At 67.8% G+C, this 25,380-nt stretch carries 23 protein-coding genes; 11 read left to right on the top strand and 12 right to left on the bottom strand.

The window, feature by feature from the left end; genetic code table 11:
* Positions 1–199 precede the first annotated feature (199 nt).
* Positions 200–1,522: an MFS transporter gene (locus tag V5F63_RS17675; RefSeq protein ID WP_245327205.1), complete on the bottom strand. Its 1,323-nt coding sequence runs from the start codon at positions 1,520–1,522 to the stop codon at positions 200–202.
* Between the two features lie 206 nt (positions 1,523–1,728).
* A complete protein-coding gene (locus V5F63_RS17670; protein ID WP_394100730.1) occupies positions 1,729–2,850 on the bottom strand; it encodes an ABC transporter substrate-binding protein in 1,122 nt (373 codons plus the stop codon).
* Positions 2,851–3,055: 205 nt separating this feature from the next.
* Here V5F63_RS17670 and V5F63_RS17665 point away from each other — a divergent pair, with 205 nt between their 5' ends.
* Positions 3,056–3,721, top strand: a complete 666-nt coding sequence (locus tag V5F63_RS17665) for a response regulator (RefSeq protein ID WP_209484458.1) — start codon at positions 3,056–3,058, stop codon at positions 3,719–3,721.
* Positions 3,721–5,133: a sensor histidine kinase N-terminal domain-containing protein gene (locus V5F63_RS17660; protein WP_394027976.1), complete on the top strand. Its 1,413-nt coding sequence runs from the start codon at positions 3,721–3,723 to the stop codon at positions 5,131–5,133. The genes V5F63_RS17665 and V5F63_RS17660 overlap by 1 nt, the downstream gene beginning before the upstream one ends.
* Before the next feature lie 2 nt (positions 5,134–5,135).
* Here V5F63_RS17660 and V5F63_RS17655 read toward each other — a convergent pair whose 3' ends face one another.
* The 6 genes from V5F63_RS17655 to alr form a co-directional block, all read right to left on the bottom strand.
* Positions 5,136–6,674: a cryptochrome/photolyase family protein gene (locus tag V5F63_RS17655; RefSeq protein WP_394100731.1), complete on the bottom strand. Its 1,539-nt coding sequence runs from the start codon at positions 6,672–6,674 to the stop codon at positions 5,136–5,138.
* Complete coding sequence (locus tag V5F63_RS17650; protein WP_209484450.1) at positions 6,671–6,838, bottom strand: DUF2256 domain-containing protein; 168 nt, start codon at positions 6,836–6,838, stop codon at positions 6,671–6,673. The genes V5F63_RS17655 and V5F63_RS17650 overlap by 4 nt, the downstream gene beginning before the upstream one ends.
* A 28-nt stretch (positions 6,839–6,866) precedes the next feature.
* A complete protein-coding gene (locus tag V5F63_RS17645) occupies positions 6,867–7,550 on the bottom strand; it encodes an SDR family NAD(P)-dependent oxidoreductase (RefSeq protein ID WP_394100732.1) in 684 nt (227 codons plus the stop codon).
* The gene (locus V5F63_RS17640) at positions 7,547–7,909 is read right to left on the bottom strand and encodes a thiol-disulfide oxidoreductase DCC family protein (RefSeq protein ID WP_394100733.1); all 363 of its coding nucleotides are present in this window, start codon (positions 7,907–7,909) and stop codon (positions 7,547–7,549) included. Before V5F63_RS17640 ends, V5F63_RS17645 begins: the two co-directional genes overlap by 4 nt.
* Before the next feature lie 209 nt (positions 7,910–8,118).
* Positions 8,119–9,498, bottom strand: a complete 1,380-nt coding sequence (locus V5F63_RS17635) for a D-amino acid dehydrogenase (RefSeq protein ID WP_394100734.1) — start codon at positions 9,496–9,498, stop codon at positions 8,119–8,121.
* Positions 9,416–10,555: an alanine racemase gene (gene alr / locus V5F63_RS17630; protein ID WP_394100735.1), complete on the bottom strand. Its 1,140-nt coding sequence runs from the start codon at positions 10,553–10,555 to the stop codon at positions 9,416–9,418. The genes V5F63_RS17635 and alr overlap by 83 nt, the downstream gene beginning before the upstream one ends.
* 128 nt (positions 10,556–10,683) lie before the next feature.
* On the opposite strand from alr, the gene V5F63_RS17625 reads away from it, so the two are divergent.
* Complete coding sequence (locus V5F63_RS17625) at positions 10,684–11,160, top strand: Lrp/AsnC family transcriptional regulator (protein WP_209484442.1); 477 nt, start codon at positions 10,684–10,686, stop codon at positions 11,158–11,160.
* A 192-nt stretch (positions 11,161–11,352) separates the two neighbouring features.
* Here V5F63_RS17625 and V5F63_RS17620 read toward each other — a convergent pair whose 3' ends face one another.
* Entirely contained in the window at positions 11,353–12,144 is a 792-nt protein-coding gene (locus V5F63_RS17620) for an N-acyl homoserine lactonase family protein (RefSeq protein ID WP_394027982.1), read from the bottom strand.
* A gap of 183 nt (positions 12,145–12,327) precedes the next feature.
* On the opposite strand from V5F63_RS17620, the gene V5F63_RS17615 reads away from it, so the two are divergent.
* The 6 genes from V5F63_RS17615 to V5F63_RS17590 all read left to right on the top strand — a co-directional run bounded on the left by V5F63_RS17615 (position 12,328) and on the right by V5F63_RS17590 (position 18,144).
* On the top strand, positions 12,328–12,717 hold the full coding sequence (locus V5F63_RS17615; protein ID WP_348634231.1) for a hypothetical protein: 390 nt from the start codon (positions 12,328–12,330) through the stop codon (positions 12,715–12,717).
* Positions 12,714–13,598: an alpha/beta fold hydrolase gene (locus tag V5F63_RS17610; RefSeq protein ID WP_394100736.1), complete on the top strand. Its 885-nt coding sequence runs from the start codon at positions 12,714–12,716 to the stop codon at positions 13,596–13,598. The genes V5F63_RS17615 and V5F63_RS17610 overlap by 4 nt, the downstream gene beginning before the upstream one ends.
* A 29-nt stretch (positions 13,599–13,627) precedes the next feature.
* On the top strand, positions 13,628–14,845 hold the full coding sequence (locus V5F63_RS17605) for an ABC transporter substrate-binding protein (protein WP_209484438.1): 1,218 nt from the start codon (positions 13,628–13,630) through the stop codon (positions 14,843–14,845).
* A 53-nt stretch (positions 14,846–14,898) separates the two neighbouring features.
* Complete coding sequence (locus V5F63_RS17600; protein ID WP_394100737.1) at positions 14,899–16,371, top strand: aldehyde dehydrogenase; 1,473 nt, start codon at positions 14,899–14,901, stop codon at positions 16,369–16,371.
* The gene (locus tag V5F63_RS17595) at positions 16,368–17,249 is read left to right on the top strand and encodes an NAD(P)-dependent oxidoreductase (RefSeq protein WP_209484435.1); all 882 of its coding nucleotides are present in this window, start codon (positions 16,368–16,370) and stop codon (positions 17,247–17,249) included. Before V5F63_RS17600 ends, V5F63_RS17595 begins: the two co-directional genes overlap by 4 nt.
* A 136-nt stretch (positions 17,250–17,385) precedes the next feature.
* Positions 17,386–18,144 carry an IclR family transcriptional regulator gene (locus tag V5F63_RS17590; RefSeq protein WP_348634230.1) on the top strand — a complete coding sequence of 253 codons (759 nt, stop codon included), beginning with the start codon at positions 17,386–17,388 and terminating at the stop codon, positions 18,142–18,144.
* Positions 18,145–18,226: 82 nt separating this feature from the next.
* Here the strand turns inward: V5F63_RS17590 and V5F63_RS17585 are convergent, their stop codons facing one another.
* Complete coding sequence (locus V5F63_RS17585) at positions 18,227–19,204, bottom strand: tripartite tricarboxylate transporter substrate binding protein (protein ID WP_394100738.1); 978 nt, start codon at positions 19,202–19,204, stop codon at positions 18,227–18,229.
* A 253-nt stretch (positions 19,205–19,457) separates the two neighbouring features.
* Here V5F63_RS17585 and tcuA point away from each other — a divergent pair, with 253 nt between their 5' ends.
* A complete protein-coding gene (gene tcuA, locus V5F63_RS17580; RefSeq protein ID WP_394100960.1) occupies positions 19,458–20,849 on the top strand; it encodes an FAD-dependent tricarballylate dehydrogenase TcuA in 1,392 nt (463 codons plus the stop codon).
* A gap of 10 nt (positions 20,850–20,859) precedes the next feature.
* On the opposite strand, the gene V5F63_RS17575 is transcribed toward tcuA, so the two are convergent.
* Positions 20,860–21,519, bottom strand: a complete 660-nt coding sequence (locus tag V5F63_RS17575) for a GntR family transcriptional regulator (protein ID WP_394100739.1) — start codon at positions 21,517–21,519, stop codon at positions 20,860–20,862.
* Between the two features lie 107 nt (positions 21,520–21,626).
* Here V5F63_RS17575 and tcuB point away from each other — a divergent pair, with 107 nt between their 5' ends.
* Positions 21,627–22,745: a tricarballylate utilization 4Fe-4S protein TcuB gene (gene tcuB, locus V5F63_RS17570; protein WP_209484425.1), complete on the top strand. Its 1,119-nt coding sequence runs from the start codon at positions 21,627–21,629 to the stop codon at positions 22,743–22,745.
* A gap of 30 nt (positions 22,746–22,775) precedes the next feature.
* Here tcuB and V5F63_RS17565 read toward each other — a convergent pair whose 3' ends face one another.
* Positions 22,776–24,923, bottom strand: a complete 2,148-nt coding sequence (locus V5F63_RS17565; protein WP_394100740.1) for a TonB-dependent siderophore receptor — start codon at positions 24,921–24,923, stop codon at positions 22,776–22,778.
* Positions 24,924–25,380: the final 457 nt, after the last annotated feature.

Raw genomic sequence — 25,380 nt, 5'->3', positions numbered from 1 at the left:
GCGTGCAAACCCCGCGTGTCGCGATGTTCTTTCCTCCGATGTGATTTTATCGATTTGATCCGGCCCGTCGACCGGGCCGGAGCCATGTTCAAGGCGCTTGGCGTAACGCAGCCTGAATCGGCATTCGGGGGGCGGGCGGATTGCGGGCGCCTTGAACCGATAGGTGGGCGCGACGCTCGGGAGCGTCGCGTCCTTCCGCTTAATGTCGCACGAGCGGCGTGCTGCGACCGCGATAGATGAGGATGGTGGCGATGAGGCCCGAGGCGGCCGCCGCCATAAGCCAGAAGCCGGGCGCCGCACGGTTGCCGGTCATGTCGATCAGCCAGGTGGAGACCAGGGGCGTGAACGTGCCGAAGAGAGCGGCGGCGAGGGCGAAGGCGAGCGAGAAGCAGGTGGTGCGCACATGCGCTGGCACCTCTTCGGACAATGCCGCCACCATGGCGCCGTTGTACACGCCGAAGCACAGGGAGAACCACAGCTCCACCATCAGCATCTTGTTGAAGGTCGGCTCCACCACCAGCCACGCGAGGGCGGGATAGGCCGTCACCAGCGCCAGGATGGCAATGGCCAGCAGCACCGGACGACGGCCCACGCGGTCCGAGATGGCGCCGCCGATGGGCAGCCAGATGAAGTTGGTGGTGGCCACCAGCAGCGTGACGAGAAGGCTGTCGGTGATGGACAGCTTCAGCACGTTCCTGCCGAAGGTGGGGGTGTAGACGGTGATGAAATAGAAGGTCACCGTGGTCATGGCCGTCAGCATCATGCCCAGCAGCACGATCCGCCAGTTGGCCAGTATCGCGGCGAAGACTTCGCGCTGGGTCGGGTGCTTCTTCTGCTTGAGGAACTCGGGGGTTTCCTCCAGCGTGCGGCGGATGAAGAAGATGAAGGGGATGATCGCGCAGCCGATGAAGAAGGGAATGCGCCAGCCCCAGGCGGAGATGGTCTCGGGCGGCATCAGCTGGCTCAGCGAGAAGCCGATGATGGCGGCGAAGAAGATGGCGACCTGCTGGCTGGCCGACTGAAACGAGGTGTAGAAGCCCTTGTTTCCCGGCGTCGCGATCTCGAACAGGTAGATCGAGACGCCGCCCAGTTCCACGCCCGCCGAGAAGCCCTGCAGCAGGCGGCCGAACAGCACGATGAGCGGCGCCGCGATGCCAATCTGCGCATAAGTGGGGCAAACCGCGATCAGCACCGTGCCGGCGGCCATGATGCCGAGGGTCACGATCAGGCCCTTGCGGCGGCCGATGTGATCGAGATAGGCGCCGAGGACGATGGCGCCGACGGGCCGCATCAGCGCGCCGAGCCAGAAGGTGGTGAAGGTGAGCAGCAGTTCGGTGACTTCATTTCCGGTGGGGAAGAACGCCTTGGAAATGGACGTCGCGTAGAAGCCGAACAGGAAGAAATCGAACTGCTCGAGGAAATTGCCGCTCGTCGAGCGCAGGATGGCTGCGGTCCTCGACTTGATCGCAGGCACGCCTGCGGTCGCGGTGGGTGGAACGGCGGCTGCCGAAGGCCCGACCATGCGTTGTCTCCCATGCCGGCGCAGCCGCTCGCGGCGTTTCTGCGCTGCTTGTTGTTGCTTCGTCCGGCCGCCTGCAGCCCGCCAGTCTCTGGCGGAGACATAGCGCAGCCCATCGCATGGCGGCATCGGCGGGAGCCTAGGGGGGAGAACCTGTCAAGAACCTGTCACGTCCCGCGCGACGATCGTCCGGCGCGCGCGGCGGTCGATCATTGCCCTTCCAGGGCCTTGCGCCATTCGCGGAAGAAGATGCGGCGCCTCGACTGGTCCTGGTAGGCCAGAAGCTCCGGCCCCACGTGGATGGGACGCAGCCGGGCGGGATCGGCGCCCCCTTCGGCGGGCGGTGGCATGTCGAGCCGCACCGTGCCGAAGGCCCGGCGCGCGAGATCCTCCTGGCCTTCGCGGGACAACAGGAAGTCCAGGAAAAGATGGGCCTGTTCGGGGTGCGGCGCCTGCTTGGGAATGAGCGCGATGCGCGTCATCACCAGCGTGTAGTCCTCGAAGGCCACGACGCCGATGGCGGGCTCCTCCCGTGCCCGTGCCCGCGCATAGGAGGAGATGGTGTTGTAGGCGAACAACTGGTCGCCGTCCGACACGCGATCGAGCATGGTGTGGGCGAAGGAATAGAGTTTCGGCGCGGTCCGGCCCAGCGCCCGCACCAGTTGCCAGGTGTCGGCGGTGATGCGCACGTCGCTGTTCCAGAACAGATAGCCGGTTCCGCTGCGCTCGGGGTCGTAAGCCGCGATCTTCCCCCGGTAGGCGGCGCCCTTCTCGCGCAGGAGACGGATGAAATCGGCATGGGTGCGCGGCACGTCTTCCGGTGGAACACGCATCTTGTTGTAGACGAGGACGATGGGCTCCGCCGTGACCCCAAAGGCCTCGTTGCGCCATACCGCCCATGGGGGCAGGACGGCCGCGGCGGCGGGTTCGTGGCGGGCGGCGTAGCCGTCGTTGACGAGCTTGATCTGGAGATCCATGGCGGAACTCCAGGCGAGATCGGGACAGGGCCGCGCCTCGTTGCACTCGACCACGTCGGAATAGATGTCCAGCGAGTTCTTGTGCCGGTAGGTCAGCTTGATGTCCGGATAGCGTGCCCGCCAGTGTTCCAGCAGTTCACCCATCTCCACCGGATCGATGGAGGACAGGACGGTGAGCGCGCCGGCGGTTCCGGTACCCACCGAAACCTCGTCCGAGCGCAGGGGTTGTGCTCGGGCCGGGCCGGCCGCCGCTGCAACGAGGGTTGCGGCCAGCAACGCCGCACGGAAAAGTCCCGCCGCGAAGGTCCGGGCCTTCCGCCGCCGCGCTGCGGGACTGCGCCGCGCGACAGACATGGCGCTCCGCTCCCCATCGCCGCTCACCGGGGCCATCCACCCGCCTCCCGCACGCACGTCCGCCCCGTCTCTTGAACTTGCTTCCGTTCGCCGGTCTACATTATGCGATGCGACGGGTGTGGTCACGTATGGGGCATCCTTCCCGCTCCGAGACGGGGGCGTTCACGCCTTGCGGCCATCTGCAATCCGGCCGGGAGACGTCCTGATGCGTATCCTCATCGTAGAAGACGACCGGGCGCTGGCGAGCGGACTGAAGCGCTCCCTCGCATCCCTCGGCTATGCGGTCGATCACGAGGCCGATGCGGCCGATGCGGTCGGGTTGGCGACGCGCGAGGCCTACAATCTGGTGGTGCTCGATCTCGGCCTGCCCAACGGCAGCGGATATGACGTGCTGCGAGCGATCCGCCGCGCGGGCCTCAAGACGCCGGTAATGATCCTCACCGCCCGCGACCATGTGAGCGAGAAGGTGAAGGCGCTGGACCTCGGCGCAGACGATTACGTGAATAAGCCGTTCGCCCTCGCCGAGTTCGAGGCGCGAGTGCGGGCGCTGGTGCGCCGGGGCTTCGGTGTCAGCGACGCCGTTCTGGAATTCGGGCCGCTGCAGTTCGACACCGCGCAGCATGTCGCGCGGCTCGAGGGAAACCCGCTCGATCTGCGCCGCCGCGAGCTTGCGGTGCTGCACCTTCTGCTGTTGCAGGCTGGCAAGCTCGTGCCCAAGGCCAGGCTCATCTCGGAGGTGTTCGGGCTCGACGATGCGGTGGGCCCGAACGCACTGGAGCTGTATATCGCCCGCCTGCGCAAGAAGCTTGGGGAAAGCGGGCTGCGAATCCGCACCGTGCGCGGCCTCGGCTACATGCTGGAGAAGGACTGATGCGCGCCACCCGCCGCTCGCTGAAGCGCGCGGTTCTCCTCAACCTGCTGGCGCCGGTGCTCCTGCTGGCGGTGGCCATCGGGGCTGGCGGCTACCTCACCATCACTTCGGTGGTGGAAAGCTCCCACGATCGCCTGCTCGACGGCTCCTTGATGGCCATCGCCGAGCGGCTCGCGGTGGAGAGCGGCGAGGTGGTGGTGGACATGCCGCAGGTCGCGCTGGGCATGCTCGAAACCAAGACGCAGGACAATGTCTATTACCTCGTCGCGACCGACGCCGGGCCGGTGACGGGCTATCCCGATCTGCCCCTCGGGCGGATGCCGGCGGTGGAGCCCGGCCAGCCCGCCCATTGGGACGAAACCTATCGCGGCAATGCCGTGCGGGTCGCGGCGGTGTCCCGTCACGTCTATGGCGTCGAGGCGCCGGTCATCGTCGCCGTCGCCGAGACCCGGCTTGCCCGCAACCAGCTGCGCAACGAAATGCTGCGGAACCTCGGCCTCGCGGAAGCCGCGCTCATCCTGGCCATCGCGGTGCTGGCGTGGGTATCCGTCGAGCGCGGACTAATGCCGCTCGTCGATCTCAGCCGGCAGATCGACAACCGCGCCGTCAGCGACTGGCGCGACCTGCGGCCGCTCGATCTGTCCGATGTGCCGCAGGAGGCCGTGGCGCCCGCCACCGCCATCAACGCCATGTTCGAGCGCCTGCGCTCGGCGACGGAGCTTCTCCGCCGCTTCACCGCAGATGCCTCTCACCAGATGCGCACGCCGCTTGCGATCGTGCGCGTGCATGTGGATCTCCTGCGCCGGGAGAGTTCCGATCCCGAGCTGCGCGACACGGCCTTGGCCGAGCTGGATCAGGGGGCGGAACGGTTGGAGCGGCTCATCACCCAGTTGCTCACCCTCGCCCGTGCCGACGAAAGCGCCGTGGCGGCGGCGGGCGGCACGCCCTGTGACATGGGCGAGGTGATCGAGCACGTCATCGCCGACCGCATTGCGGGCATTCCGGCCGACACGCAGATTTCCTGCCTCATCCGGCATCGGCCCCTGCCGCTGGTGTCGGACACCGTGCTGCTATCCGAATTGCTGGGCAACCTTCTGGACAATGCGGTGAAGTATTCCGGCGCCGGTGGTCAGGTGGTCCTCTCCGCCCGGCGCGAGGACGACATGGCGCTCGTGACCATCGAGGACAGCGGGCCGGGCATTCCGGAGGCCGAGCGGGAGCGCGTGTTCCAGCGCTTCTATCGCGTGCCCGACCGGCCGGACGTGCCCGGCAGCGGCCTCGGCATGTCCATCGTGAAGGTCATCGCCGACCTCCTTCATATTTCGATCGCCCTCGACCGCAGCCCCGATCTCGGTGGCCTGCGCGTGACCCTGCGCGCGCCGCTGGCACCGCTCTCCCCCATCCCGGTCTGACCTCACCCCCAGTCTGTCGGAAGGCCGTCCAGGAAGACGCGGGCCGCTTGGACGATCTCGGCCCGCTGCGCCGCCGGCATGCGGGCGAGGGTGCGGTAGGGCATCGCCATGCGCGGATTGGGCGAAAGCACGGCCGCGTTCTCGATCAGGAAGTTCCAGTAGAGATAATTGAACGGGCAGGCGCCCGGCCCGAGCTTCACCTTCGGATCGTAGCTGCACCCGGTGCAATAGTCCGACATGCGGTGGATGTAGGCGCCGGAGGCCGCATAGGGCTTGGAGCCGAGGCGCCCGCCGTCCGCGTGCATCACCATGCCGTGGACGTTGGGCAGCTCGACCCATTCATAGGCATCGGCGTAGACGGCGAGGTACCACGCCTCGATCTGTGCCGGCTCGATCCCCGCCAGCAAGGCGAAATTGCCGGTCACCATCAGCCGCTGGATGTGGTGGGCATAGGCATGGCGGCGGGTCGTGCCGATGCATTCCGCCATGCAGCGCATCGGCGTGTCGCCGGTCCAGTAGAGCGCGGGCAGGGGGCGGGTGGCATTGAGGTGATTGCCGTCGGCATAGCCGGGCATCTCGGCCCAGTAGATGCCGCGCACGAATTCCCGCCAGCCGAGGATCTGGCGGATGAAGCCCTCGACCGCATTGATCGGCGCCGCGCCATCGCCCAAGGCCTCCACCGCCCGGTCGCAGGCCTCGCGGGCGGTGAGGAGGCCGCAGTTCAGATAGGGCGAGATCAGGCTGTGGAAGAGGAAATCCTCGCCCGCCTTCATGGCATCCTGATAGTCGCCGAAGCGGGGCAGGCCGACGGCGATGAAATCGTCCAGCGCCAGCAGGGCATCCGCGCGGGTCACGGCCCATCCGAACGGTTCAAGGTCGCCGAAATGGGTGCCGAAGCGCGATGCGGTGAGCGCCAGCACCTCCCGCGTGATCGCATCCGGCGGGAAGCGCCGGCGCTCCGGCACGCGCGTGCCACGGGGCAGGGCCTTGCGGTTGTCGGGATCGAAGTTCCATTGGCCACCCACCGGCGTGTCGCCGTCCATGAGGTAGCCGGTGCGGCGGCGCATCTCGCGGTAGAAGAACTCCATGCGCCCGGTCTTGCGGGCCCGGACCAGCGCGGCGAAATCGGCGCGGGAGCAGAAGAAACGGTCATCGGCGCGGATCTCGACCGGGACGGGCAGGGACTGCGCCCACCCCCGCATCATCTCCTCCACCCGCCATTCCCCGGGCTCAGTGACGATGACGCGCTTCGGCCCGTGGCGGGCGACGGCGCGGGCGAGTTCACCGGTAAAGTCCTGCGTGTTGTCCGGATCGTCGAGGCGCACGTAATCCACGCGGATACCCTCGGCGCGCAGGGCCTCGGCGAAATGGCGCATGGCGGACAGGAGGAAGGCGATCTTCTGCCGGTGGTGCGGCACGGCGCGCCCCTCGGCCTCCACCTCCACCATCAGCACCGCGTCGCGGGCGGGGTCGATGTCGGCGAGGGCCGAGAGGTCGCGGGTGAGCTGATCGCCCAGCACGAAGCGCAGGTTTCCGCTCATGTTCGCCCCTCAGTCTGCGGCCCGCTCTTGGCAACGCGGCAGCGGTCCGAGCAATAGAGCACCCGGTCCCAGTCGCGCGCCCATTTGCGCCGCCAGGCGAAGGGCCGGCCGCAGGCGCGGCAGGTGCGGGTGGGCAGCTCGGCTTTCTTGCGCATGCGCGGCATGGCGGACCTGTTCGGCGGCGCGGGTGGATCAGAACGGAAGCGGCTGGCCGTGGCGGTCGAAGAAGCCGCCGCTGTCGTCCGGCCGCAGCCGCGCGAGACCCGCGAGGATGTCGCGCGCTGCCGTCTCGGGTGTGAGCGTGTCGAGACCCGTCTTGGCGAAGGGGCGCGACAGGCGCGTGTCCACGGTTCCAGGATGGAGGGCGACGCAGATGGCCCGGGGATGGGTCCGCGCCAGCTCAATGGCGGCGGTGCGCACCAGCTGGTTCAGCGCCGCCTTTGAGGCGCGGTAGCTGTACCAACCCCCGAGCCGGTTGTCGCCGATGCTGCCGACCTTGGCGGACAGCGTGGCAAACACAGCGGGCGCATCGCGTGGCAGGCGGGGCAGGAAATGCTTCATCAGCAGCGCCGGGCCGATCGCATTGATGGCGAAGGCGCGGGCCATGGCGGCGGGGTCGATGGCACGCAGCGACTTTTCCGGCTTGAGGTCGGCATCGGAGAGAAGCCCGGTGGCGTCCAGCACGAGATGGGGTGTGCCAAGCTCGGCCACCTGCGCGGCGGCCGCGGCGATGGACTCTTCCGCGCACAGGTCGAGCGATGGCGACGAGTGCCGCGACAACCCCACCACGGCATCGAACGCGCCGGTCGCGTCTAGCGCCCGCGCCAGCGCGGTGCCGATGCCGCCGCGCGCCCCGATCACCACGGCGAGCCTCACGCGCGGTCTCCCTCAAGGCGCCGGGCAAGGCCCTGGAGGCGCGGGCGGATGCGCAGGAAGGCGATGTAGGTCCGTTCCAGCAGCGCCAGAATGCGGGGGTTGCGCGCCGCCCGGCCAAGCCAGCGCAGCCGGGGGATCTGGCGCCACATGGCGGCGAAGGCCGCCGCGCCGGAGAGAAGCTGGCCATCCTCGCTGGCATGGAAACGCGCCAGCATGGCGCCTTGATCGAGTGGGCAGCCCGTTCCCGAATGCAGATCGACGAAGGTGATCCGCGCGTCCCGGTCCAGTCGCCGCATGAGGGCGATCTCGCGCCGACAGAGCGGACAGGCGGAATCGTACCAGACCGTCACCGCGGACATGGCGTGGCTCCCTCGCGACAGGCAGCGTTCGCCGGGAAGGCGCGGATCATGCGGTCAACTCGATCGGGACGCAGCGTGGACATCGCAAATGGTACGACCGGCTGCGGCGGGCGGATCGTCCGGGCGACGATTTTCGTGCCGCCGTAAGCGACCGAGCCGGCGACAAGCCGGGCATGGCGGCCGTGGTCCCGATGGGACGCTCCCCGCCCTCAGCCGTAGCGCAAAAGGGCGAGGTCGGCGGCCTCAATGGCGGGCCGGCGGCCGTTGACCAGATCCGCCAGCACCGCGCCCGATCCGCAGGCCATGGTCCAGCCGAGCGTGCCGTGACCGGCGTTGATGTAGAGGTTCGGGCAGGAGGTGGCGCCGATGATGGGCGTGCCATCCGGCGTCATGGGCCGAAGGCCGGTCCAGAAATTGACCTCCCGGGTGTCTGCTGCTCCGGCGAACAAGTCGCCCACCGAGTGCAGGAGGGTGCTGCGGCGGGCGTCGTTGAGATCCCGGTTGAAGCCGGCGATTTCCGCCATGCCGCCCACGCGGATGCGCGAGCCGAGGCGGGTGATGGCGACCTTGAAGGTTTCGTCCATCACGGTAGAGACCGGCGCGCGGGCCTCGTCCATCACCGCCATGGTGATGGAATAGCCCTTCACCGGATAGATGGGCAGCCGCAGCCCGAGCGGCCCCAGCAGCGCCGGCGTGTAGCTGCCGAGCGCGGCGATGAAGAGATCGCCGACAACGTCGCCCGTGGCGGTCTCCACCGCCGTGACCCGGCCGGTCCTCTGGCCGCCCGCCTGCTTCAGTCCCCGAATGTTCACGCCGAAGCGGAAGGTGACGCCCATCCCCCGGCACAGCTCCGCCAGCGCCTCGGTGAACTTGAAGCAGTCGCCGGTCTCGTCACCGGGCAGGCGCAGGCCGCCGACGATGCGCTCCGCCGCCTGCGCCAGCCCCGGCTCGGCGGCGACGCAGCCGGCGCGGTCCAGCACTTCGAACGGCACGCCATCGGCGCGCAGCACCTCGATGTCCTTGGCGATGGCGTCGAGCTGCTTCTGCGTGCGGAACACCTGCAAAGTGCCCTGCATCCGCTCGTCATAGGCAATGCCGGTTTCGGCGCGCAGGTCGGCGAGGCGGTCGCGGCTGTATTCCGCAAGGCGCACCATGCGGCCCTTGTTCACCTTGTAGCGCTCGCTCGTGCAGTTGCGCAGCAGGGCCAGCATCCAGCGCCAGGTGGCGGCATCCGCCGTGGGATGCAGGATCAGCGGCGCGTGCTTCATGAACAGCCACTTCAGCGCCTTCATCGGCACACCGGGCGCGGCCCAGGGCGAGGAATAGCCGGGCGAGACCTCGCCAGCGTTCGCGAAGCTGGTCTCCAGCGCCGGCCCGGGCTGACGGTCGATGACGGTGACGGTGTGGCCGGCTTTCGCGAGATAATATGCGGAGGTGACGCCGATGACGCCGGCTCCGAGCACGACGATGTTCATGGGGCTTCTCTTTGCAATGCGGTGGCGCGCCTCAACGGTAGCGGCGGTGGTAGCGGCGGCCGAGCTGGGTGAGCAATTCGTAGGAAATGGTCCCGGCGGCGGTCGCGAGTTCATCGAGGCTCTGATGGGGCCCGATCAGTTCCACGAGCGCGCCTTCGACGAGCGCGCCTTCGGGCAAAGCGCTGGCATCGACGATGAGGCTGTCCATGGAGACGCGGCCGACCATGGGCAGGCGCACCCCCTCGAACCACGCCGCGCCCCGGTTGCCCAGGCAGCGCGGCAGGCCATCCGCATAACCGACGGCCAGGGTGGCGAGGCGCATCGGGGAGGTCGCCACGAAAGCGCCGCCGTAGCCGATGCGGGCACCGGCCGGCACGCTCCGCGTCTGGATCACCCGCACATCGAGCCGCACCACGGGACGCATGGGGTTCTCGCGGGCCGCCGTCGGTGCGCCGCCGTAAAGCGCGATGCCCGGCCGCGCCAGCGCGCCGTGATAGTCCGCGCCGAGGAAAGCGCCGCCGGAATTGGCGAAGGACACCAGGGCATCGGGAAACGCCGCCGCGATGGCGCGCAGGACGCGCAGCTGATCGTCGTTCTGGGGATTGTCCGGCTCGTCCGCGCTGGCGAGATGGCTCATGATGGCGCGGATGTCGAGGGTGTCGGCGAGGCCGTCGCGGATGATGGCCTCCGCATCGGCGGGCGCCATGCCGAGCCGGGACATGCCACTGTCGAACTGCAGCACGGCAGGTAGCTTCTCGCCCCGCGCAGCCGCCGTGCCCGCCCAGCGCGCCAACTGGCTAAGGCTATTGATGACCGGGATGATGCCGGCCGCCGCGCATGTCGCCTCCGAACCGGGCATGAGGCCGTTCAGCACGTAGAGGTGGGGCTCGGCTTCGCCCGGAGTACCATGCGCTTCGCGCAGCGTCGGCAGCAGCTCCAGCGCTTCGCCGAGATGGGCGACGAAGAAATCCCGACAGCCGGCGGCGATCAGCTCGGGCACCACATCCAGCGCACCAAGGCCGTAGGCATTCGCCTTCACCACCGCCGCGGCGCGGGCGGGCGCGACTTGCGCGCGCAGCAGGCGGTAATTATCGGTCAGCGCGCCGCAATCGATGGTGAGCACGCCACCCGCCGCCTCGCCGGTGTCGATATGTGAGATCGTGCCGTGCATCGTCCGCCCTCTCGCGACCGACAGCAAAGCTAGCGCAAAGACCGCGCACAATCCGGGCTTTGTGCGCGCGATAACTTGGTTATGATCGCCCGGATGAAAAAATCAGGCAGAGTTTGAAAGAATCGCGCATGCGCAGCCTGGACGCCATCGACCAAGCCATCCTTCGCCAGCTGCTGCTGAACGCGCGCATCAGCACCACCGATCTCGCGGCCGAGGTCGGCCTGTCCCCATCCTCCTGCCTGCGACGCATTCGCATTCTGGAAACCAGTGGGGCCATCAAGGGCTACACGGCCATCGTCGATCGCGGCGCCGCGGAAGCCGGCATGTCGGTGATGGTGGACATCACCCTCGAACGGCAGACCGAGGACTTCCTCCGCCGGTTCGAGAACGCCGTGCGCAAGTATCCGGAAGTCCGCGAGTGCTACCTGATGACGGGCGGCGCGGACTATCGCCTGCGGGTCGAAGTGGAGACCGCCGGCGATTTCGAGCGCGTGCACACGGATATTCTCTCCACCCTGCCGGGGGTGCGACGCATCCATTCCAGCTTCGCCATCCGCAACGTGCTCGCCACCCGCGCCCGTCCACGGCGCGGCGGAGCCGCCTGAGGAGCCGGCAGGACGCCAGAGGGTCAATGCGGGGCGGCGAAGTCGGCGTCCACGTGCACGCATCTGGTCGGGCATGGTGCCCTGGGCCGTCGGCAAGTTTTCCAAGGCGTGCCGCCTTTTGCGGTCAAGCTTGGGCGCAGATGAATGCCCCGCACGGGCGCCGGCCGTCCGGTGCGCTCTCGAAGCCTGTTTTCAGCCAATCCTCGGCAAGTGGAGCGCGACGGTCTCGCCCGCGCTGCCTTCCACGGCCGGATAGAGCGCGCGGACCCTCGGGTCGTGGCCCGGCACGATCATCTCCTCGTGCCCGTTCGCCAGCACCCGCGCGCGCCCCCAGCCGGCGGCCATGTCGCCGACATTGAAGACGATGGGGAAGGGCAGGCCGTCCTGCATGTTGGCGTAGAAGTGGCTGGCGTCGCTGGCGAGCACCAGCGGGCCGCGCGCGGTCTCGACCCGCACCATCTGCAGGCCGTCTGTGTGGCCGCCGACATGGTGGACGCTGACGCCGGGCGCGACCTCCCCGTCACCGGCATGGAAGCGCACCCGGCCGGCGTAAAGCGCGCGCACCATCTTCACCACATCCTCCACATCGAATGCGTGGCGCATGCACGCGACGCACATGTGCCGTCCGGTGGCGAAGCCCATCTCGCGTTCCTGAAGGTGGAAGGTGGCCTTCGGAAACAGGTCGAGGTTGCCGGCGTGGTCGTAGTGGAGGTGGGTGATGATCACGTCCTCCACCTCGGCCGGATCGCAGCCGAGATCGCCATAGGCCGTCGCCACATCCCGAAGGATTCGGCGTCCCCGTGCGGGCGTGCCGACCGTCGCGAAGCCGGTGTCCACCGCGATCAGCCGGCTGCCGCTGCGCAGGAGCCAGACGTAGAAATCGAGTGGCATCGGCGTATCGTGCGGATCGCCCGCGCCAATGAAATTCATGCCGCGCGTGCGCTGCTGATCGCCATAGCGCAGGGCATAGACCTCCCACTGCATCTCGTTCCCTCCCGATCCCCGGTTCTGTGCCGGGCGGTTTCGTCGTGAGCCTCGGTCATACGGCCGTCCGGGACTTGCTTATCGGACCCGGCGAAGCCGCTTGCCAGCGGATCGTCTCTCTGTATATTCAACTTACAAAAAAGAACAGATGTTCTGTCTAGCAGAACAATAGGGAGGGTTTTGGTGGATCCCGATGACCATGTGGCGGCGCGGCTCGCCCGCCTGCCGGCGCTGTTGGAAGGCATGCCCGCCCTTCAGCAGCGCGGCCGCTTTCTGTCCACGGAATGCCTCGTGGGGCTTCCCGGCCGGGCCTTCCGCTTGCGGATCGCGCAGGGCCGCATCGTGCAGATGGACGAGGCGCCGCGCGTGATGGCGAACTGGCGCTTCGCCTACCGCGCCACCCCCGAGGCGTGGAGCGCGTTCTGGCAGCCCATGCCAAAGGCGGGCTGGCACGACCTTCTGGCGCTGACCAAGCGCGGGGCGGCGACGCTGGAGGGAGACCTTCACCCCTTCATCGCCAACCTCCAGTACTTCAAGGACCTTCTGGCGCTGCCGCGGGAGGCACGGGCATGAGCATGACCGTTCCCGCGACCATCGAGCCCCAGATCGAACCCATGGTCGGGCGCTATGTAACCTTCCCCATCGAAGGCCGCCCGCACCGCGTCTATTTCGAGGAGGCCGGTGCCGGCATCCCGCTCGTCTGCCTGCACACGGCGGGCTCGGACGGACGCCAGTGGCGCCACCTTCTGGCCGATCCCGAGATCACGCGGCACTTCCGCGTCATCGCCTTCGATCTGCCCTTCCACGGCAAGTCCAATCCCCCCGAGGACTGGGACGGCACGGAATATCGCCTCACCACGGCGGCCTACACCTCCACCATCCGCGCCTTCTGCGGCGCGCTCGGACTTGAGAAGCCGGTGGTGATGGGCTGCTCCATCGGCGGGCGCATCGTGCTCAACCTCGCCATCGATCACGCGGCGGAGTTTTCCGCGCTGATCGGCCTCGAGGCCGCGGATTTCCAGCAGCCCTGGTACGACACGGAATGGCTGAACCGGCCCGATGTCCACGGCGGTGAAGCCTGCGCGGCGCTGGTTTCCGGCCTGATGTCGCCCGATGTGCCCCCGGCGCGGCGCATGGAAACGCTGTGGCATTACAAGCAGAGCGGGCCGGGCGTCTTCAAGGGTGACCTCTATTTCTACCGCGTCGATGGCGATCTGCGTGGCCGCACCGCCGCCATCGACACCAATGTCTGCCCGCTCTACCTGCTCACGGGCGAATACGACTATTCCTGCTCCCCCGACGACACGCTCCGCGCCGCCCGCACTATCGCCGGCGCGCAGGTGACGGTGATGGAGCGCCTCGGCCACTTCCCGATGAGCGAGAACCCCGAGCAGTTCCGCCGCTACATCGCTCCCGTCCTCGACGAGGTGCGGGCGCGTGCCGGTCAATCATGACCAACGATAATTCGCGAGGAGACGCCAGAATGAACACAACGAAAAAGAGGTTCGCCGCCGCCGCGCTCGGTATGGCGCTCGCCGCAGCTCCGGTCGCTGCCCGTGCGGCAGACGACGTGATCCGCATCGGCATCCTGAACGACCAGTCCGGCGTGTTCGCCGACAATGGCGGGCGCGGTTCGGTGGTCGCCGCCAGGCTCGCGGCGGAAGACTTCGCCAACGAGGTCATCGGCCAGCGCATCGAGATCATCGACGCCGACCACCAGAACAAGGCGGACATCGCCTCCGCCACTGCCCGCAAGTGGTTCGATACCCAGGGCGTGGACCTGATCGCGGACGGTGCGGCCTCCTCGGCCGGCTTCGCGATCCTGGAGGCGGCCAAGGAGCGCAAGAAGATCTTCATCGTGAACGGCCCGGCCTCGTCGGACTTCACGGGCAAGGCCTGCTCGCCCTATTCCTTCCACTTCACCTACGACACCTACGCCCTCGCCAAGATCACCAGCCAGGCCATCACCAAGGCCGGCGGCAAGAGCTGGTACTTCATCACGGCGGACTACGCCTTCGGCCACGCGCTCCAGCGCGACGCCACCAAGTTCATCGAGGCGGCGGGCGGCAAGGTGGTGGGGCAGGCGGCCCATCCGCTCGGCACCAACGATTTCTCCTCCTTCCTCCTTCAGGCGCAGGCATCGAAGGCCAACGTGGTCGGCCTCGCCACCTCGGGCCGCGACGTGCAGACCGCCATCAAGCAGGCGGGTGAGTTCGGCATCGTCGAGGGCGGGCAGAAGCTCGCCGGCCTCCTCGTCTTCATCACCGACGTGAAGGCGCTGGGCGTGAAGGCGGCGCAGGGCCTTCAGGTGACCACCTCCTTCTACTGGGATCTCACCGACGAGACCCGCGCCTGGACCAAGCGCTTCCAGGCCCAGATGGGCGGGCGCGTCCCCTCCATGATCCATGCCGGCGTCTATAGCGGTGTGAAGCACTATCTCGCGGCGGTGAAGGCGCTCGGCAACAAGGACGGCGAGAAGGTCGCCGCCAAGATGCACGAGATGAAGGTCAACGACATGTACAACAAGGATGTCGTGATCCGTCCGGACGGCCGCGTGCTCCACGACATGTACCTGATGCAGGTGAAGACGCCGGCGGAGTCGAAGTACGAGTTCGACTATTACAAGACGGTCGAGCGCTTCCCCGGCTCCGAATCCTACCGCCCGCTGAGCGAAAGCGAGTGCCCGCTCGTCAAGCGCTGATCCGTATCGCCGGGCCCGCGCACCGCGCGGGCCGGCTCCCCTGCGAGAACCCCATGTCCCCATTGCCCTTTTTCGTGTCCGGAAAGTCCGTCACGGGCACCGGCCCCACCTTCGTCTCGCGCAATCCGGCGACCGGCGAGGTGAATTACGAGCTCTCCGCCGCCTCCGCCACCGATGTGGACGCCGCCGTCGCATCGGCCCAGCAGGCCGTGCGGTCGGCGGCCTGGCGGAACATGCGGCCCCACGAGCGCGCCCGCATCATCGCCCGCATCGCCGACGGCATGGCCGCCAATGCCGATGAGCTGGCCGCCATCCAGATGCGCGAGAACGGCAAGGTCATCGCCGAGTGCCGCACCCAGGTGGCGAGCGCCATCGCGACCTTCCGCTACTTCGCGGCGGTGTGCGAGACGCTCGGCTCCGAGGTCACGCCGGCGCGCGGCGACTACATGTCCATGACGGTCTATGAGCCCATGGGCGTCATCGCCGCCATCACCCCCTGGAATTCGCCGCTCACCATGGAGGCGCAGAAGGTGGCCCCGGCGCTCGCCGCCGGAAACGCCATCATCGTGAAGCCCTCCGAGGTGACGCCCACCGCCGCCATCCTCGTCGCCCGCATCGCCGCGGAAGCGGGCCTGCCCCCGGGTATCCTGAATGTGGTGACCGGCCTCGGCGGCGACACCGGCGTCGCGCTGGTGCAGCATCCGGGCGTGCGCATGGTGTCCTTCACCGGCGGCACCGGCACCGGGCGCGCCATCGGCCGCATCTGCGCCGACCGGCTCATTCCTGCCGCGCTGGAACTCGGCGGCAAGTCGCCGAACATCGTCTTCGAGGATGCCGATCTCGACGCGGCGGTGGCCGGCGTCATGGGCGGCATCTTCGAGGGCTCCGGCCAGTCCTGCGTCGCCGGCTCGCGCCTGTTCGTGCAGAGGTCGGTCTACAATGCCTTCGTGGATCGCCTGAAGGCGAAAACCGAGGCGCTGGCGGTGGGCATGCCCACGGAGCCGGCCTCGAAGATGGGACCGCTCGCCTCCTTCCCCCACCGTGACCGGGTGGAAAGCATGGTGGACGTGGCCCGCAAGGAGGGCGGCGACATCATCGTCGGCGGTCGCCGTCCCGATGCGGATGCGCTCGCCAACGGCGCCTTCTATCTGCCCACCCTCATCGGCGGGCTGACCAATGCGGCGCGGGTGGCTCAGGAGGAAATCTTCGGCCCCGTGCTGGTGATCCTGCCCTTCTCCGACGAAGCGGACCTCGTCGCCCAGGCCAACGACAGCGTCTATGGCCTCGCCTGCGGCATCTGGACGGCCGACTACCGGCGCGCCTGGCGCGTGGCGCGGGCCATCGAGGCCGGCACCATCTGGATCAACACCTACAAGCAGCTCTCCGTGGCGACGCCGTTCGGCGGCTTCAAGGAAAGCGGCATCGGCCGCGAGAAGGGCATTTCCGGCGTCCGCCTCTATCAGCAGGCGAAGGGCATCTATTGGGACATGGGCAAGCTGGTGCCCGAGGAAGGCATGGGACAATGAGCGGCAGCGTCGGTTTCATCGGGCTCGGCGTCATGGGCGAGCCCATGTGCCGCAACCTCGCGCAGAAGAGTGGACGGCCCGTGGTCGGCTTCGACCGGGCGGACGCGCCGCTGGAGCGGCTCGCCGCCTTCGGGGTGACCCGCGCGCAGAGCCTCGCCGATCTGGCGGCGGCGTGCGACGTCATCTTCATGGCCCTGCCCAGCGGCGCCCATGTGGAAGCCGTGACCCTCGGCGCGGATGGCCTCCTCGCCCATGTCCGACCCGGACAGGTGATCGTCGATCTCGGCACCTCGCCGGTGGAGCTGACGCGGGACATTGCGTCGAAGGTCGTCGCGGCCGGCGCCCGCTATGCCGACGCGCCCATCGCGCGCACCCGGCAGGCGGCCGAGGCGGGTACGCTCTCCATCATGGTGGGCGCGGACGAGCCGACCTTCGACCTCGTGCGCCCGCTGCTCGCGACCTTCGCCAGCGACATCACCCATTGCGGGCCGATCGGGGCGGGACAGATCGTCAAGATCCTCAACAACATGGTTCTGGTTGAGACGGTCGTGGCGCTGAGCGAGGCGATGGCCACGGCCACGCGCGCGGGCGTCGATGGCAAGCTCCTGTTCGAGACCCTGATGAAGGGCTCCGCCGACAGCTTCGCCCTGCGCAACCACGGCATGAAGGCCGTGGTGCCGGACACCTTCCCGGAGCGCGCCTTCTCCACCACCTACGCCCGCAAGGACATCAGCTACGCGCTGTCCCTCGCGCAATCGGTGGGGCTCAAGCTGCAAGGGGCGGAACTCGCCGACCGACTGCTGGAGAAGACGCAGGCCGAAGGCTTCGGCGATCTCTACTGGCCCGTGGTGAGCCGCATCGTCGCCAAATCAAGCTGACGGCGGAGGCGGGCGCGTCGGCGCGCCTCTTGCCCGGTGGGATGGTCCGGCGCGGCGGGAGCGTTCCAATTGCCGGCCGCTTCTGCAATCATCCATCGCCCGCCCGGCGCAGTCGGCGGGCGTACTGGAGATGCGTGTGTCCGAGTCCAAGACCCCCGGTCAGCCCGATGGCGGCGGCGTCGCCGCCGTCGAACGGGCGCTCAGCATCGTCAGCGCGCTGGAGCGCGCGAACGGTCCCGTCAGCCTCGCGGACCTCTCCCGCCTGACGGGGTTCTACAAGAGCACCATCCTCCGCCTCATGGCGTCGCTGGAAGGCAACGGCTATGTCACGCGCCTGCGCGATGGCGGCTATGATCTGGGGCCGGCTGCCTTCCGGCTCGGCATTGCCTATGAGCGGCGCAACGGGCTGCGCGGCCATGTGCTTCCGGTTCTGCAGGAACTGGTGGATCGCGGGACCGAAAGCTCGTCGTTCCATGTCCGGCAGGATGCCGGCCACCGCCTGTGCCTGTTCCGCGTTGATTCGCGCCATGCGACGCTGGACCGGGTGGCGGCGGGCGATGTTTATCCCATTCGGGTGGGAGCGGGCGGACATGTCCTCCTTGCCTTCGACGGCGAGGCCGGTCCGCGCTACGACGCCATCCGCTCCGAAGGCTGGGCGCTCTCGCAGGGCGAGCGCGATCCCGCCTGCGCGGCGGTTGCTGCCCCGGTGTTCGGCCCCACCGGCCTGTTCGGCACCCTCTCCCTGTCCGGCCCGCGCGAGCGCTTCTCGCCCGAGCGGATCGCCGCCATGCGCGCAGAGCTTCTGCCGCAGGCGGAGAGACTGACCCGCACCCTCGGCGGCACCTGGCCGGCCTTTCAGCATCCCGCCGGAACGGCCGAGCGCGGCGCCGCCTGAGGGAAAGCGACACCGCGCCCGGTTCACGGCCCGACAATCGCATCCCGGTCCGCGCAGAACGCGGACCGGGAGCGGGAAGACCTCACTTCAGGGACGCGCCGGAAGCCTTCACCGCGGCGGCCCACTTGCCGCTCTCTTCCTGCATGAAGCGCGCAAACTCGGCCGGCGTGCTGTTGACCACATCGCCACCGAGCTGCTCGATGCGGCGGCGCATGTCCGGCTCCGCGACGATCTTCGACACGTCGGTGTAGATTTTCTCGACCAGCTCCGGCTTGATCTTCGCGGGCGCCAGCAGGCCGAACCAGGTGGCGGCCTCGAAATCCTTTACGCCGGCCTCGGCGAAGGTGGGCACCTGCGGCAGCGCGCTGATGCGGCGGTTATGGGCGACGGCGATCGCCTTAACCTTGCCGCTCTCGATGAGCGGAATGACCGCCGTCGCGGTCGCGAGCATCATCTGCACCTGGCCGCCCATGAGATCGGTGAGGGCCGGCGCGTCGCCCTTGTACGGCACGTGGGTGATGCCGCTCTTGGTGGCGATCTTGAACAACTCGGCCGACAGGTGCTGCGCGGTGCCGATGCCGGGGGAGGCGTAGTTCACCTTGTCCCCCTCCTTGGCGAGCCAGGCGAGGAATTCCGACATGTTGGAGGCAGGCACCTGCGGGCTCACCACCAGAACCAGCGGCACCTTGGTGACGAGGGTGATCGGCGCGAAGTCCTTCACCGCGTCGAAGGTCAGGCCGGGATAGAGGTGCCCCGAGATCGTGTGGGCCGAGGTGGTCATGTAGAGGAGGTAGCCGTCCGCCGGCGCCTGCGCGACCGTCCGGGCCGCGATGGTGGTGCCGGCTCCGGCGCGGTTGTCCACGACCACCGCCTGTCCCCAGGCGCCCGTGAGCTTCTCGGCGACCGCCCGGGCCACCACGTCGGTAGCGCCCCCGGCGGCATACGGGACGATCATCGTCACCGGCCGCGCCGGATAGGTCTCGGCCGACGCAGAGCCGGAGAGGGCAATGCAACTCGCGAGGCAGCCGGCGAGGGCGGCCATCGTGTTTCGGAACGACATGTTTCCTCCTGAGCCGCACCGCGCGGCAAATCGTTCTGTTAGACAGAACTATTATTCTCTTTTATAACCGTCGCGAATTTGCATCCCCCCGTCAAGGGGGGCGCTTGACGCGAACAATAAACGCGCGCAGATATCTGCGCACGACTGTATACAATAGAATGCAATGTATGGCGCGAAGGCGTCGGGACGGGTGGAGGGGCGGATGACGGGAGTGCGAGCCGAAGCGCAGACGGCGGCTGAAGCCTCCGCTTTGCTGGGCCGCCGCTGGGACGTGCTTGTGGTGGGCGGCGGCAACGCGGCCCTGTGCGCGGCCATCGCGGCGCGGCGGGACGGCGCGTCGGTTCTCGTCCTGGAGATGGCGCCGCGCTTCTATCGCGGCGGCAACACGCGCCACACCCGCAACATGCGCTGCGCCCACGACACCGCCACCGATACGCTCACCGGCCCCTACACCGAGGACGAGTTCTGGGACGACCTGAAGCGCGTCACCCAGGGCCATACGGACGAGGAACTGGCCCGCTTCATGATTGCCCAGTCCAAGGACATGCTGGGCTGGATCACCGCGCAGGGCGTGCGGTTCCAGCCCTCCCTCGGCGGCACGCTGAGCCTAGGGCGCACCAATTCCTTCTTCCTCGGCGGCGGCCGCTCGATGCTGAACGCGCTGTACCAGACCGCCGAGCGGCTCGGCGTGGAGGTGCTGTACGACGCCGAGGTGGTGGACCTCGACATCGACAACGGCTTCTTCCTCGGCGCCCATGTCAAGCACAGTGGCGCGCGCCAAACGGTGCGCGCGGGCGCCCTCGTCGCGGCGGCCGGCGGGTTCGAGGCCAATATCGACTGGCTGAAGGAGTATTGGGGGCCGCCCGCGGAGAATTTCCTCATTCGCGGTACGCCCTACAACCGGGGCACCATGCTGCGGATGCTGCTGGACAAGGGCGTGAAGGCGGTGGGCGATCCCACCCAGTGCCACGCCGTGGCCATCGATGCGCGCGCCCCCAAGTTCGATGGGGGCATCATCACCCGGCTCGACTGCGTGGTGTTCGGCATCGTGATGAACAACAAGGCCGAGCGCTTCTATGACGAGGGCGAGGATTTCTGGCCCAAGCGCTACGCCATCTGGGGCCGCCTCGTCGCCCAGCAGCCGGATCAGATCGCCTACATCGTGTTTGACGCCAAGTCGCTCACCTCCTTCATGCCCTCGCTCTACCCGCCCATCAGCGCCGCGACGCCGGAGGAGCTGGCGGGGAAGCTCGGGCTCGATCCGGAGGCTTTCGCCGCCACCATCTCGCGATTCAACGGGTCCATCGTGCCCGGCGGCAGCTTCGACCACACGGTCCTCGACGACTGCCGCACGGACGGCCTCACCCCGCCCAAGACCCATTGGGCGCGGCCCATCGATACCGCGCCGTTCTATGCCTATCCGGTGCGGCCGGGCATCACCTTCACCTATCTCGGCGTGCGCGTGGACCGCGAGGCGCGGATGCAGATGGCCGACGGCTCCAAGGCGGCCAACATGTTCGCCGCGGGCGAGATCATGGCGGGCAACGTGCTCGGCCGCGGCTATGCCGCGGGCATCGGCATGACCATCGGCAGCGTGTTCGGCCGCTGCGCCGGCACCGGGGCGGCCCGCAGTGTGCGCAACTAGCCGGAGCGGCTCAGTCGAGCTGCATCAGCGCCAGCCGCGCCTCCTGCGCATGCTGGATGTGCAGCCGCGCCGCCCGCTCGGCGGCGTCCGGATCACGGGCGGCGATGGCCGTGACGATGGCGGCATGCTCACGCACTGCCAGCGGTCCGCGCTCGGCCAGCTGGAAGGTGGTGCCCGGCAGCAGGGCGAGGGCGTCGCTCAGCTCGTCCAGCATGCGGACCAGGTAGCGGTTGTGGGCGGCGTCCACGATGGCGGAATGAAAACGGCGGTTCAGCTCGGCCAGCCGCTGCGCGTCGCCGAATGCCGCCTCGAAGGCGGACGAGAGGCGGTCGAGCATGGCGATTTCGCTCGGCGCGGCGTGCTGGGCGGCGAAGCGGGCGGCCGAGCCTTCCAGCACCTCGCGCATGGCGTAAAGCTCGAGCGTCTGGGGGCGGGAGATGGTGGCCACCACCAGTCCGGCCGGCGTCGCCTCGATCAGCCCGCGCGCGGTGAGCCGCGTCAGCGCCTCGCGCACCGGCGTTCGGCTGACGCCCAGCGCCCGCGCCACCTGCTCCTCGCGCACGCGCTCGCCGCGCCGGAGGGCCCCGGCCCGGATATCCTCCTTCAGCCGCTCGTAGACGCGCTGCGCGCGGGAGAGGCCGTCGTCTCCTTGAGCCGTCGCATCCGCCATTGCGCTCCTCCCCGCTGTCCGGTGCGCGCCGCGCGCCGGTCCTTGAAGGGAGTACGGCTGTGCGCAGCTGTATGCAAGACAACTCACACAACAAGGAAGAATTCCAGATGAACGCGCACAGCTCGCCGCTGGAGGAAGCGGCCCGGCTCATGACGGTCTGCAATTCGTGCCGCTATTGCGAGGGCCTGTGCGCCGTGTTTCCGGCCATGGAGATGCGTCGGGCATTCTCGGCTGGCGATCTCAACTATTTGTCCAACCTCTGCCATTCCTGCGGCGCGTGCTATTTTGACTGCCAGTTCTCGCCGCCGCACGAATTCAATGTGAACGTGCCCCGCACGCTCGCCGAGGTGCGCAACGATTCCTATGCCCATTATGCGTGGCCGCGTCCGCTCGCCGGCCTGTTCCGGCGCAACGGCCTCGTCGTGGCCCTCATAACCGCCGCCTCGGTGGCTGCCTTCCTCGGCGGGTTCATGGCCTTCAATGATCCGGCTGTGATGTTCGGCGCGCATGTGGGGCCGGGCGCCTTCTTCCGCCTCATGCCACACAATGCCATGGTGGCGCTGTTCGGCGGGGTGTTCCTCTACGCCTTGCTGGCCCTGTTCATGGGCCTGCGCGCCTTCTGGCGGGACATGGAAAACGGCAAGCCCCTGCCGCCCGATGCGCCCTCCCTCTGGCAGGCCATGAAGGATGCGGGCCAGCTGCGCTATCTCGATGGCGGCGGCGTGGGCTGCATGAACGAGGACGAGAAGCCCACCGACAATCGTCGGCTGTTCCACCATTTCACCTTCTACGGCTTCGCCTTGTGCTTCGCCGCGACCTCGGTGGCGACGCTCTACCATTATCTGCTGGGCCGCATGTCGCCCTATCCGTGGTGGGACCTGCCGGTGGTGCTCGGCACCCTCGGCGGCATCGGCCTGGTGATCGGGCCGGCCGGGCTGTTCCTGGCGAAGAAGGCGCGCGATCCCATGATGATGGACGACACCCGCCGGGGCATGGACGCCGCCTTCCTCGCCATGCTGTTCGGCACCGCGCTCACCGGCCTCGCGCTTTTGGTGCTGCGCGCGACGCCCGCCATGGGGACGATGCTCGCCATTCACCTCGGCTTCGTCTTTGGCTTCTTCCTGACCATGCCCTACGGCAAGTTCGTCCACGGCCTCTACCGTTTCGCCGCGCTGGTACGCTACGCCAAGGAGCGGCGGCTGGAGGCCCATGCGGCTGGCGAATAAACCGAGACCCGCTGCCGTCCGGCCGGGGGGTCAGAACTTCAGCCGGGCGGAGAGCGTTGCCTCGAACGGGGCACCGATGGCGACGCCGAGATTGTTGGTGCCGATGGACGAGACGTAATAGGTCGTGTCGAACAGGTTTTTCACATTGAGCTGCACGGTCAGCGGCGTCACCGCCCAGGGCGTGGGCTGGGGGATGGTGTAGGCGACCATGGCGTCGAACACCACATAGCCCGGCAGCCAGAAGGTGTTGGCAGCCGATCCGGGCGCCTCGCTCTGGCCATGGAAGCCGCCGCCCACCTTCAGGGAATTTTCGCCCCAGACCTTGCCGAAATCATAGGTCGCGAACAGCGAGAAGGTGTGTGACGCGACGTTGGCCGGGACGTTGCCCGCATATTGCGGATCCTCGACGATCTTCGCATCCGTGTAGCCGTAGCTGGCGATGACGTTGATCTGCTCGGTCACGGCGCCGGAAATGTCGAACTCGAAGCCCCGCGAGCGCACTTTTCCGGCGGTGCGGGCGAAGGTCTCGCCATTGATGACCTCGTTATAGAGCACGTTCTCCTTCTCGATGTTGAAGACGGCGACGGTGCCCGTCAGCCCCTTCAGTACCTCGAATTTCATGCCCGCCTCGTAGGACACGCCGGTCTCCGGCGGCAGCGAGCCGATCTCGCTGGCGATGGAGATCTGCGGCACGAATGAGGTGGCGTAATTGGCGTAGAAGGAGAGCCTGTCGGTGGCCTTGTAGACGACGCCCGCCCGGGGCATGAACTCGCCGCCTTCCGCATCCGTGTTGAGGTTGAAGGGGCGGCCCTTGCCGGCGGTCTGGGTGTACCAGGCATAGCTGCCGCCGGCGACGACGATCCACTGGTCGGTCAGGTAGATCGCATCCTGCGCATAGCCGCTGTAGAGGGTCTGGTTGGCCTGCTGGTCGCTGTCGGCGGCGGAGACGGTGGTGCAGGCGGGCAGGGTGCCGTACACCGGGTGGTAGATGTTGAAACCCTTGACGTTCTTGCAGCGGATCATGTCCGTGCGCAGCACGTCGTAGTCGTTCACATTGGCGCCGAACAGCAGCTCGTTCTTCATGCCCGCGATCATGACCGTGCCGGTGAGGTCGGCGCGCAGGTTGTTGTCGTGCTGGGTGGAATCCTGGGTCGCGTCGGCCCGCCGCGTGAGGATGCCGGTGGCTGGATCGTAGGCGATCACGCGGGCCTGGTTGTCCTCATAGACGTCCTGGCTCCAGGCGTAGTTGACCTTCAGCTTCCATGCGTCGTTGAAGGCATGTTCGACGCCCGCGAGCACGAGGTCGGACGTGCCGTTGGTGACGTTATAGGGCTCGTCGAAGCGGATGCGCCGGTCCACGGGCACGGCCTTGCCGGTGTTGAGATCGAAGATGGTGCCGCGGTCGAACGGCACGGAATATTCGCGGTGGGTGTAGGCGAGGGTCGCCGTGGTGTTCTCGCCGTACCAGGCCAGCGACGGGGCAAGGATGTTCTGCTCGATGTCGCCGAAGTTGCGCCAGTAGTTCTGGTCCTGCCACTCGCCGATGAAGCGGAAGGCGAGGCCCGTGCCGTTGATCGGACCCGTGACGTCGAAATCGCCGGTACCGCCGCCGAAGCTGGAGATCGAGCCGTTGAGATAGGCGTTGAAGGTCTCCTGCGGCTTCTTGGTGATGACGTTGATGATGCCGCCCGGCTCCTGGATGCCGTAGAGGGTGGAGGCCGGCCCCTTCAACACCTCCACCCGGTCCGTCGTGGCGTTGAAGCTGCGCGGCAGCACGGTGCGCAGCCCGTTCGTCAGCACGCCGCCGTCGCGATTGTCGCCGAAGCCGCGGCGGATGAAGGCATCCTGCGTGCCGCCGAGGGTGTTGGCGACGGTCACGTTCGAGATGTTCTGCAGCACCTGTTCGAGGGTGGTGGCGTTCTGGTCCTGGATGACGTCCTGCGTCACCGTGTTGATGGCCGCCGGAATATCCAGCACGGGCATCTGGGTGAGGGTGGCGGTTGAGGTGGTGATGGTCTGGTAGCCCACCACGACGCCGTCGCCGCGCTCCGCGTTCACCACGATGGTCGGAAGGTCCGTGTCGGTGGCCGGAAGGTCCCAGGCGGGCGGCGGGGCCGTTTGCGCGGAAGCGCCGCCCGCCGCGAACGGGGCGAGCGCCAGCAGGGAGGCGGAGAGCATCAGGTGTGCGCGCAACGGCAATGAAGAAATCATCTGTCCCAAAATCCCGGTCCGACGCGCGGCCGCATGAACTTCGCCGCGCGGTGTCGGACCGAGTTCCTCAAAATGTGCTGTAGTAGTAAAATCTGGAACGCGTCCAATGCCTCAGGGTGAAGGGGATGCTTCATCGAAGCCGAATGGCGCAGTGATTGCAAACGGGGTCAATTTCACGACCAAAGCGCATGGAAGTGGCGTGTTGTCAGGCGTTGTCCCCGCTGGGCAGATTACATTCAAATTATTCCAATATTAAAATGACGCTCCGGACGTGATGTGTATTGGCCACATGATTTGCGTCTGTTCAAATATGCGCTGGCTTTTGGCGCCGTCACGGTTTGACTACTACAGGGCCGCGCGGGAGAGGGAAGGGGCCTGAGAGGCACGCGCTTTCCGAATGTGGAGGCTGCGACGGCGTGGGAGC

It is taken from the genome of Xanthobacter wiegelii, assembly GCF_043193855.2.
Classification (GTDB): domain Bacteria; phylum Pseudomonadota; class Alphaproteobacteria; order Rhizobiales; family Xanthobacteraceae; genus Xanthobacter; species Xanthobacter flavus_A.
The sequence above is the reverse complement of the archived record's forward strand: the minus strand, read 5'-3'. Positions and strand labels throughout refer to the sequence as shown.

What these genes read in the sequence shown, in the direction of transcription:
- V5F63_RS17565 (WP_394100740.1), bottom strand. Translation starts at nt 24,923, where the DNA reads ATGCTCTCCGCCTCCCTGCTGGCGCTCGCCCCGTTCGCGGCGGGCGGC.
- V5F63_RS17575 (WP_394100739.1), bottom strand. Translation starts at nt 21,519, where the DNA reads ATGGCGGATGCGACGGCTCAAGGAGACGACGGCCTCTCCCGCGCGCAG.
- V5F63_RS17660 (WP_394027976.1), top strand. Translation starts at nt 3,721, where the DNA reads ATGCGCGCCACCCGCCGCTCGCTGAAGCGCGCGGTTCTCCTCAACCTG.
- V5F63_RS17620 (WP_394027982.1), bottom strand. Translation starts at nt 12,144, where the DNA reads ATGCAGTGGGAGGTCTATGCCCTGCGCTATGGCGATCAGCAGCGCACG.
- V5F63_RS17625 (WP_209484442.1), top strand. Translation starts at nt 10,684, where the DNA reads ATGCGCAGCCTGGACGCCATCGACCAAGCCATCCTTCGCCAGCTGCTG.
- V5F63_RS17635 (WP_394100734.1), bottom strand. Translation starts at nt 9,498, where the DNA reads ATGAACTCGCGACCGCCGCCGGGACCATTTCCTACGAATTGCTCACCC.
- alr (WP_394100735.1), bottom strand. Translation starts at nt 10,555, where the DNA reads ATGCACGGCACGATCTCACATATCGACACCGGCGAGGCGGCGGGTGGC.
- V5F63_RS17670 (WP_394100730.1), bottom strand. Translation starts at nt 2,850, where the DNA reads ATGTCTGTCGCGCGGCGCAGTCCCGCAGCGCGGCGGCGGAAGGCCCGG.
- V5F63_RS17655 (WP_394100731.1), bottom strand. Translation starts at nt 6,674, where the DNA reads ATGAGCGGAAACCTGCGCTTCGTGCTGGGCGATCAGCTCACCCGCGAC.
- V5F63_RS17675 (WP_245327205.1), bottom strand. Translation starts at nt 1,522, where the DNA reads ATGGTCGGGCCTTCGGCAGCCGCCGTTCCACCCACCGCGACCGCAGGC.
- V5F63_RS17605 (WP_209484438.1), top strand. Translation starts at nt 13,628, where the DNA reads ATGAACACAACGAAAAAGAGGTTCGCCGCCGCCGCGCTCGGTATGGCG.
- V5F63_RS17640 (WP_394100733.1), bottom strand. Translation starts at nt 7,909, where the DNA reads ATGTCCGCGGTGACGGTCTGGTACGATTCCGCCTGTCCGCTCTGTCGG.
- tcuB (WP_209484425.1), top strand. Translation starts at nt 21,627, where the DNA reads ATGAACGCGCACAGCTCGCCGCTGGAGGAAGCGGCCCGGCTCATGACG.
- V5F63_RS17600 (WP_394100737.1), top strand. Translation starts at nt 14,899, where the DNA reads ATGTCCCCATTGCCCTTTTTCGTGTCCGGAAAGTCCGTCACGGGCACC.
- V5F63_RS17665 (WP_209484458.1), top strand. Translation starts at nt 3,056, where the DNA reads ATGCGTATCCTCATCGTAGAAGACGACCGGGCGCTGGCGAGCGGACTG.
- V5F63_RS17650 (WP_209484450.1), bottom strand. Translation starts at nt 6,838, where the DNA reads ATGCCGCGCATGCGCAAGAAAGCCGAGCTGCCCACCCGCACCTGCCGC.
- V5F63_RS17595 (WP_209484435.1), top strand. Translation starts at nt 16,368, where the DNA reads ATGAGCGGCAGCGTCGGTTTCATCGGGCTCGGCGTCATGGGCGAGCCC.
- V5F63_RS17610 (WP_394100736.1), top strand. Translation starts at nt 12,714, where the DNA reads ATGAGCATGACCGTTCCCGCGACCATCGAGCCCCAGATCGAACCCATG.
- V5F63_RS17585 (WP_394100738.1), bottom strand. Translation starts at nt 19,204, where the DNA reads ATGTCGTTCCGAAACACGATGGCCGCCCTCGCCGGCTGCCTCGCGAGT.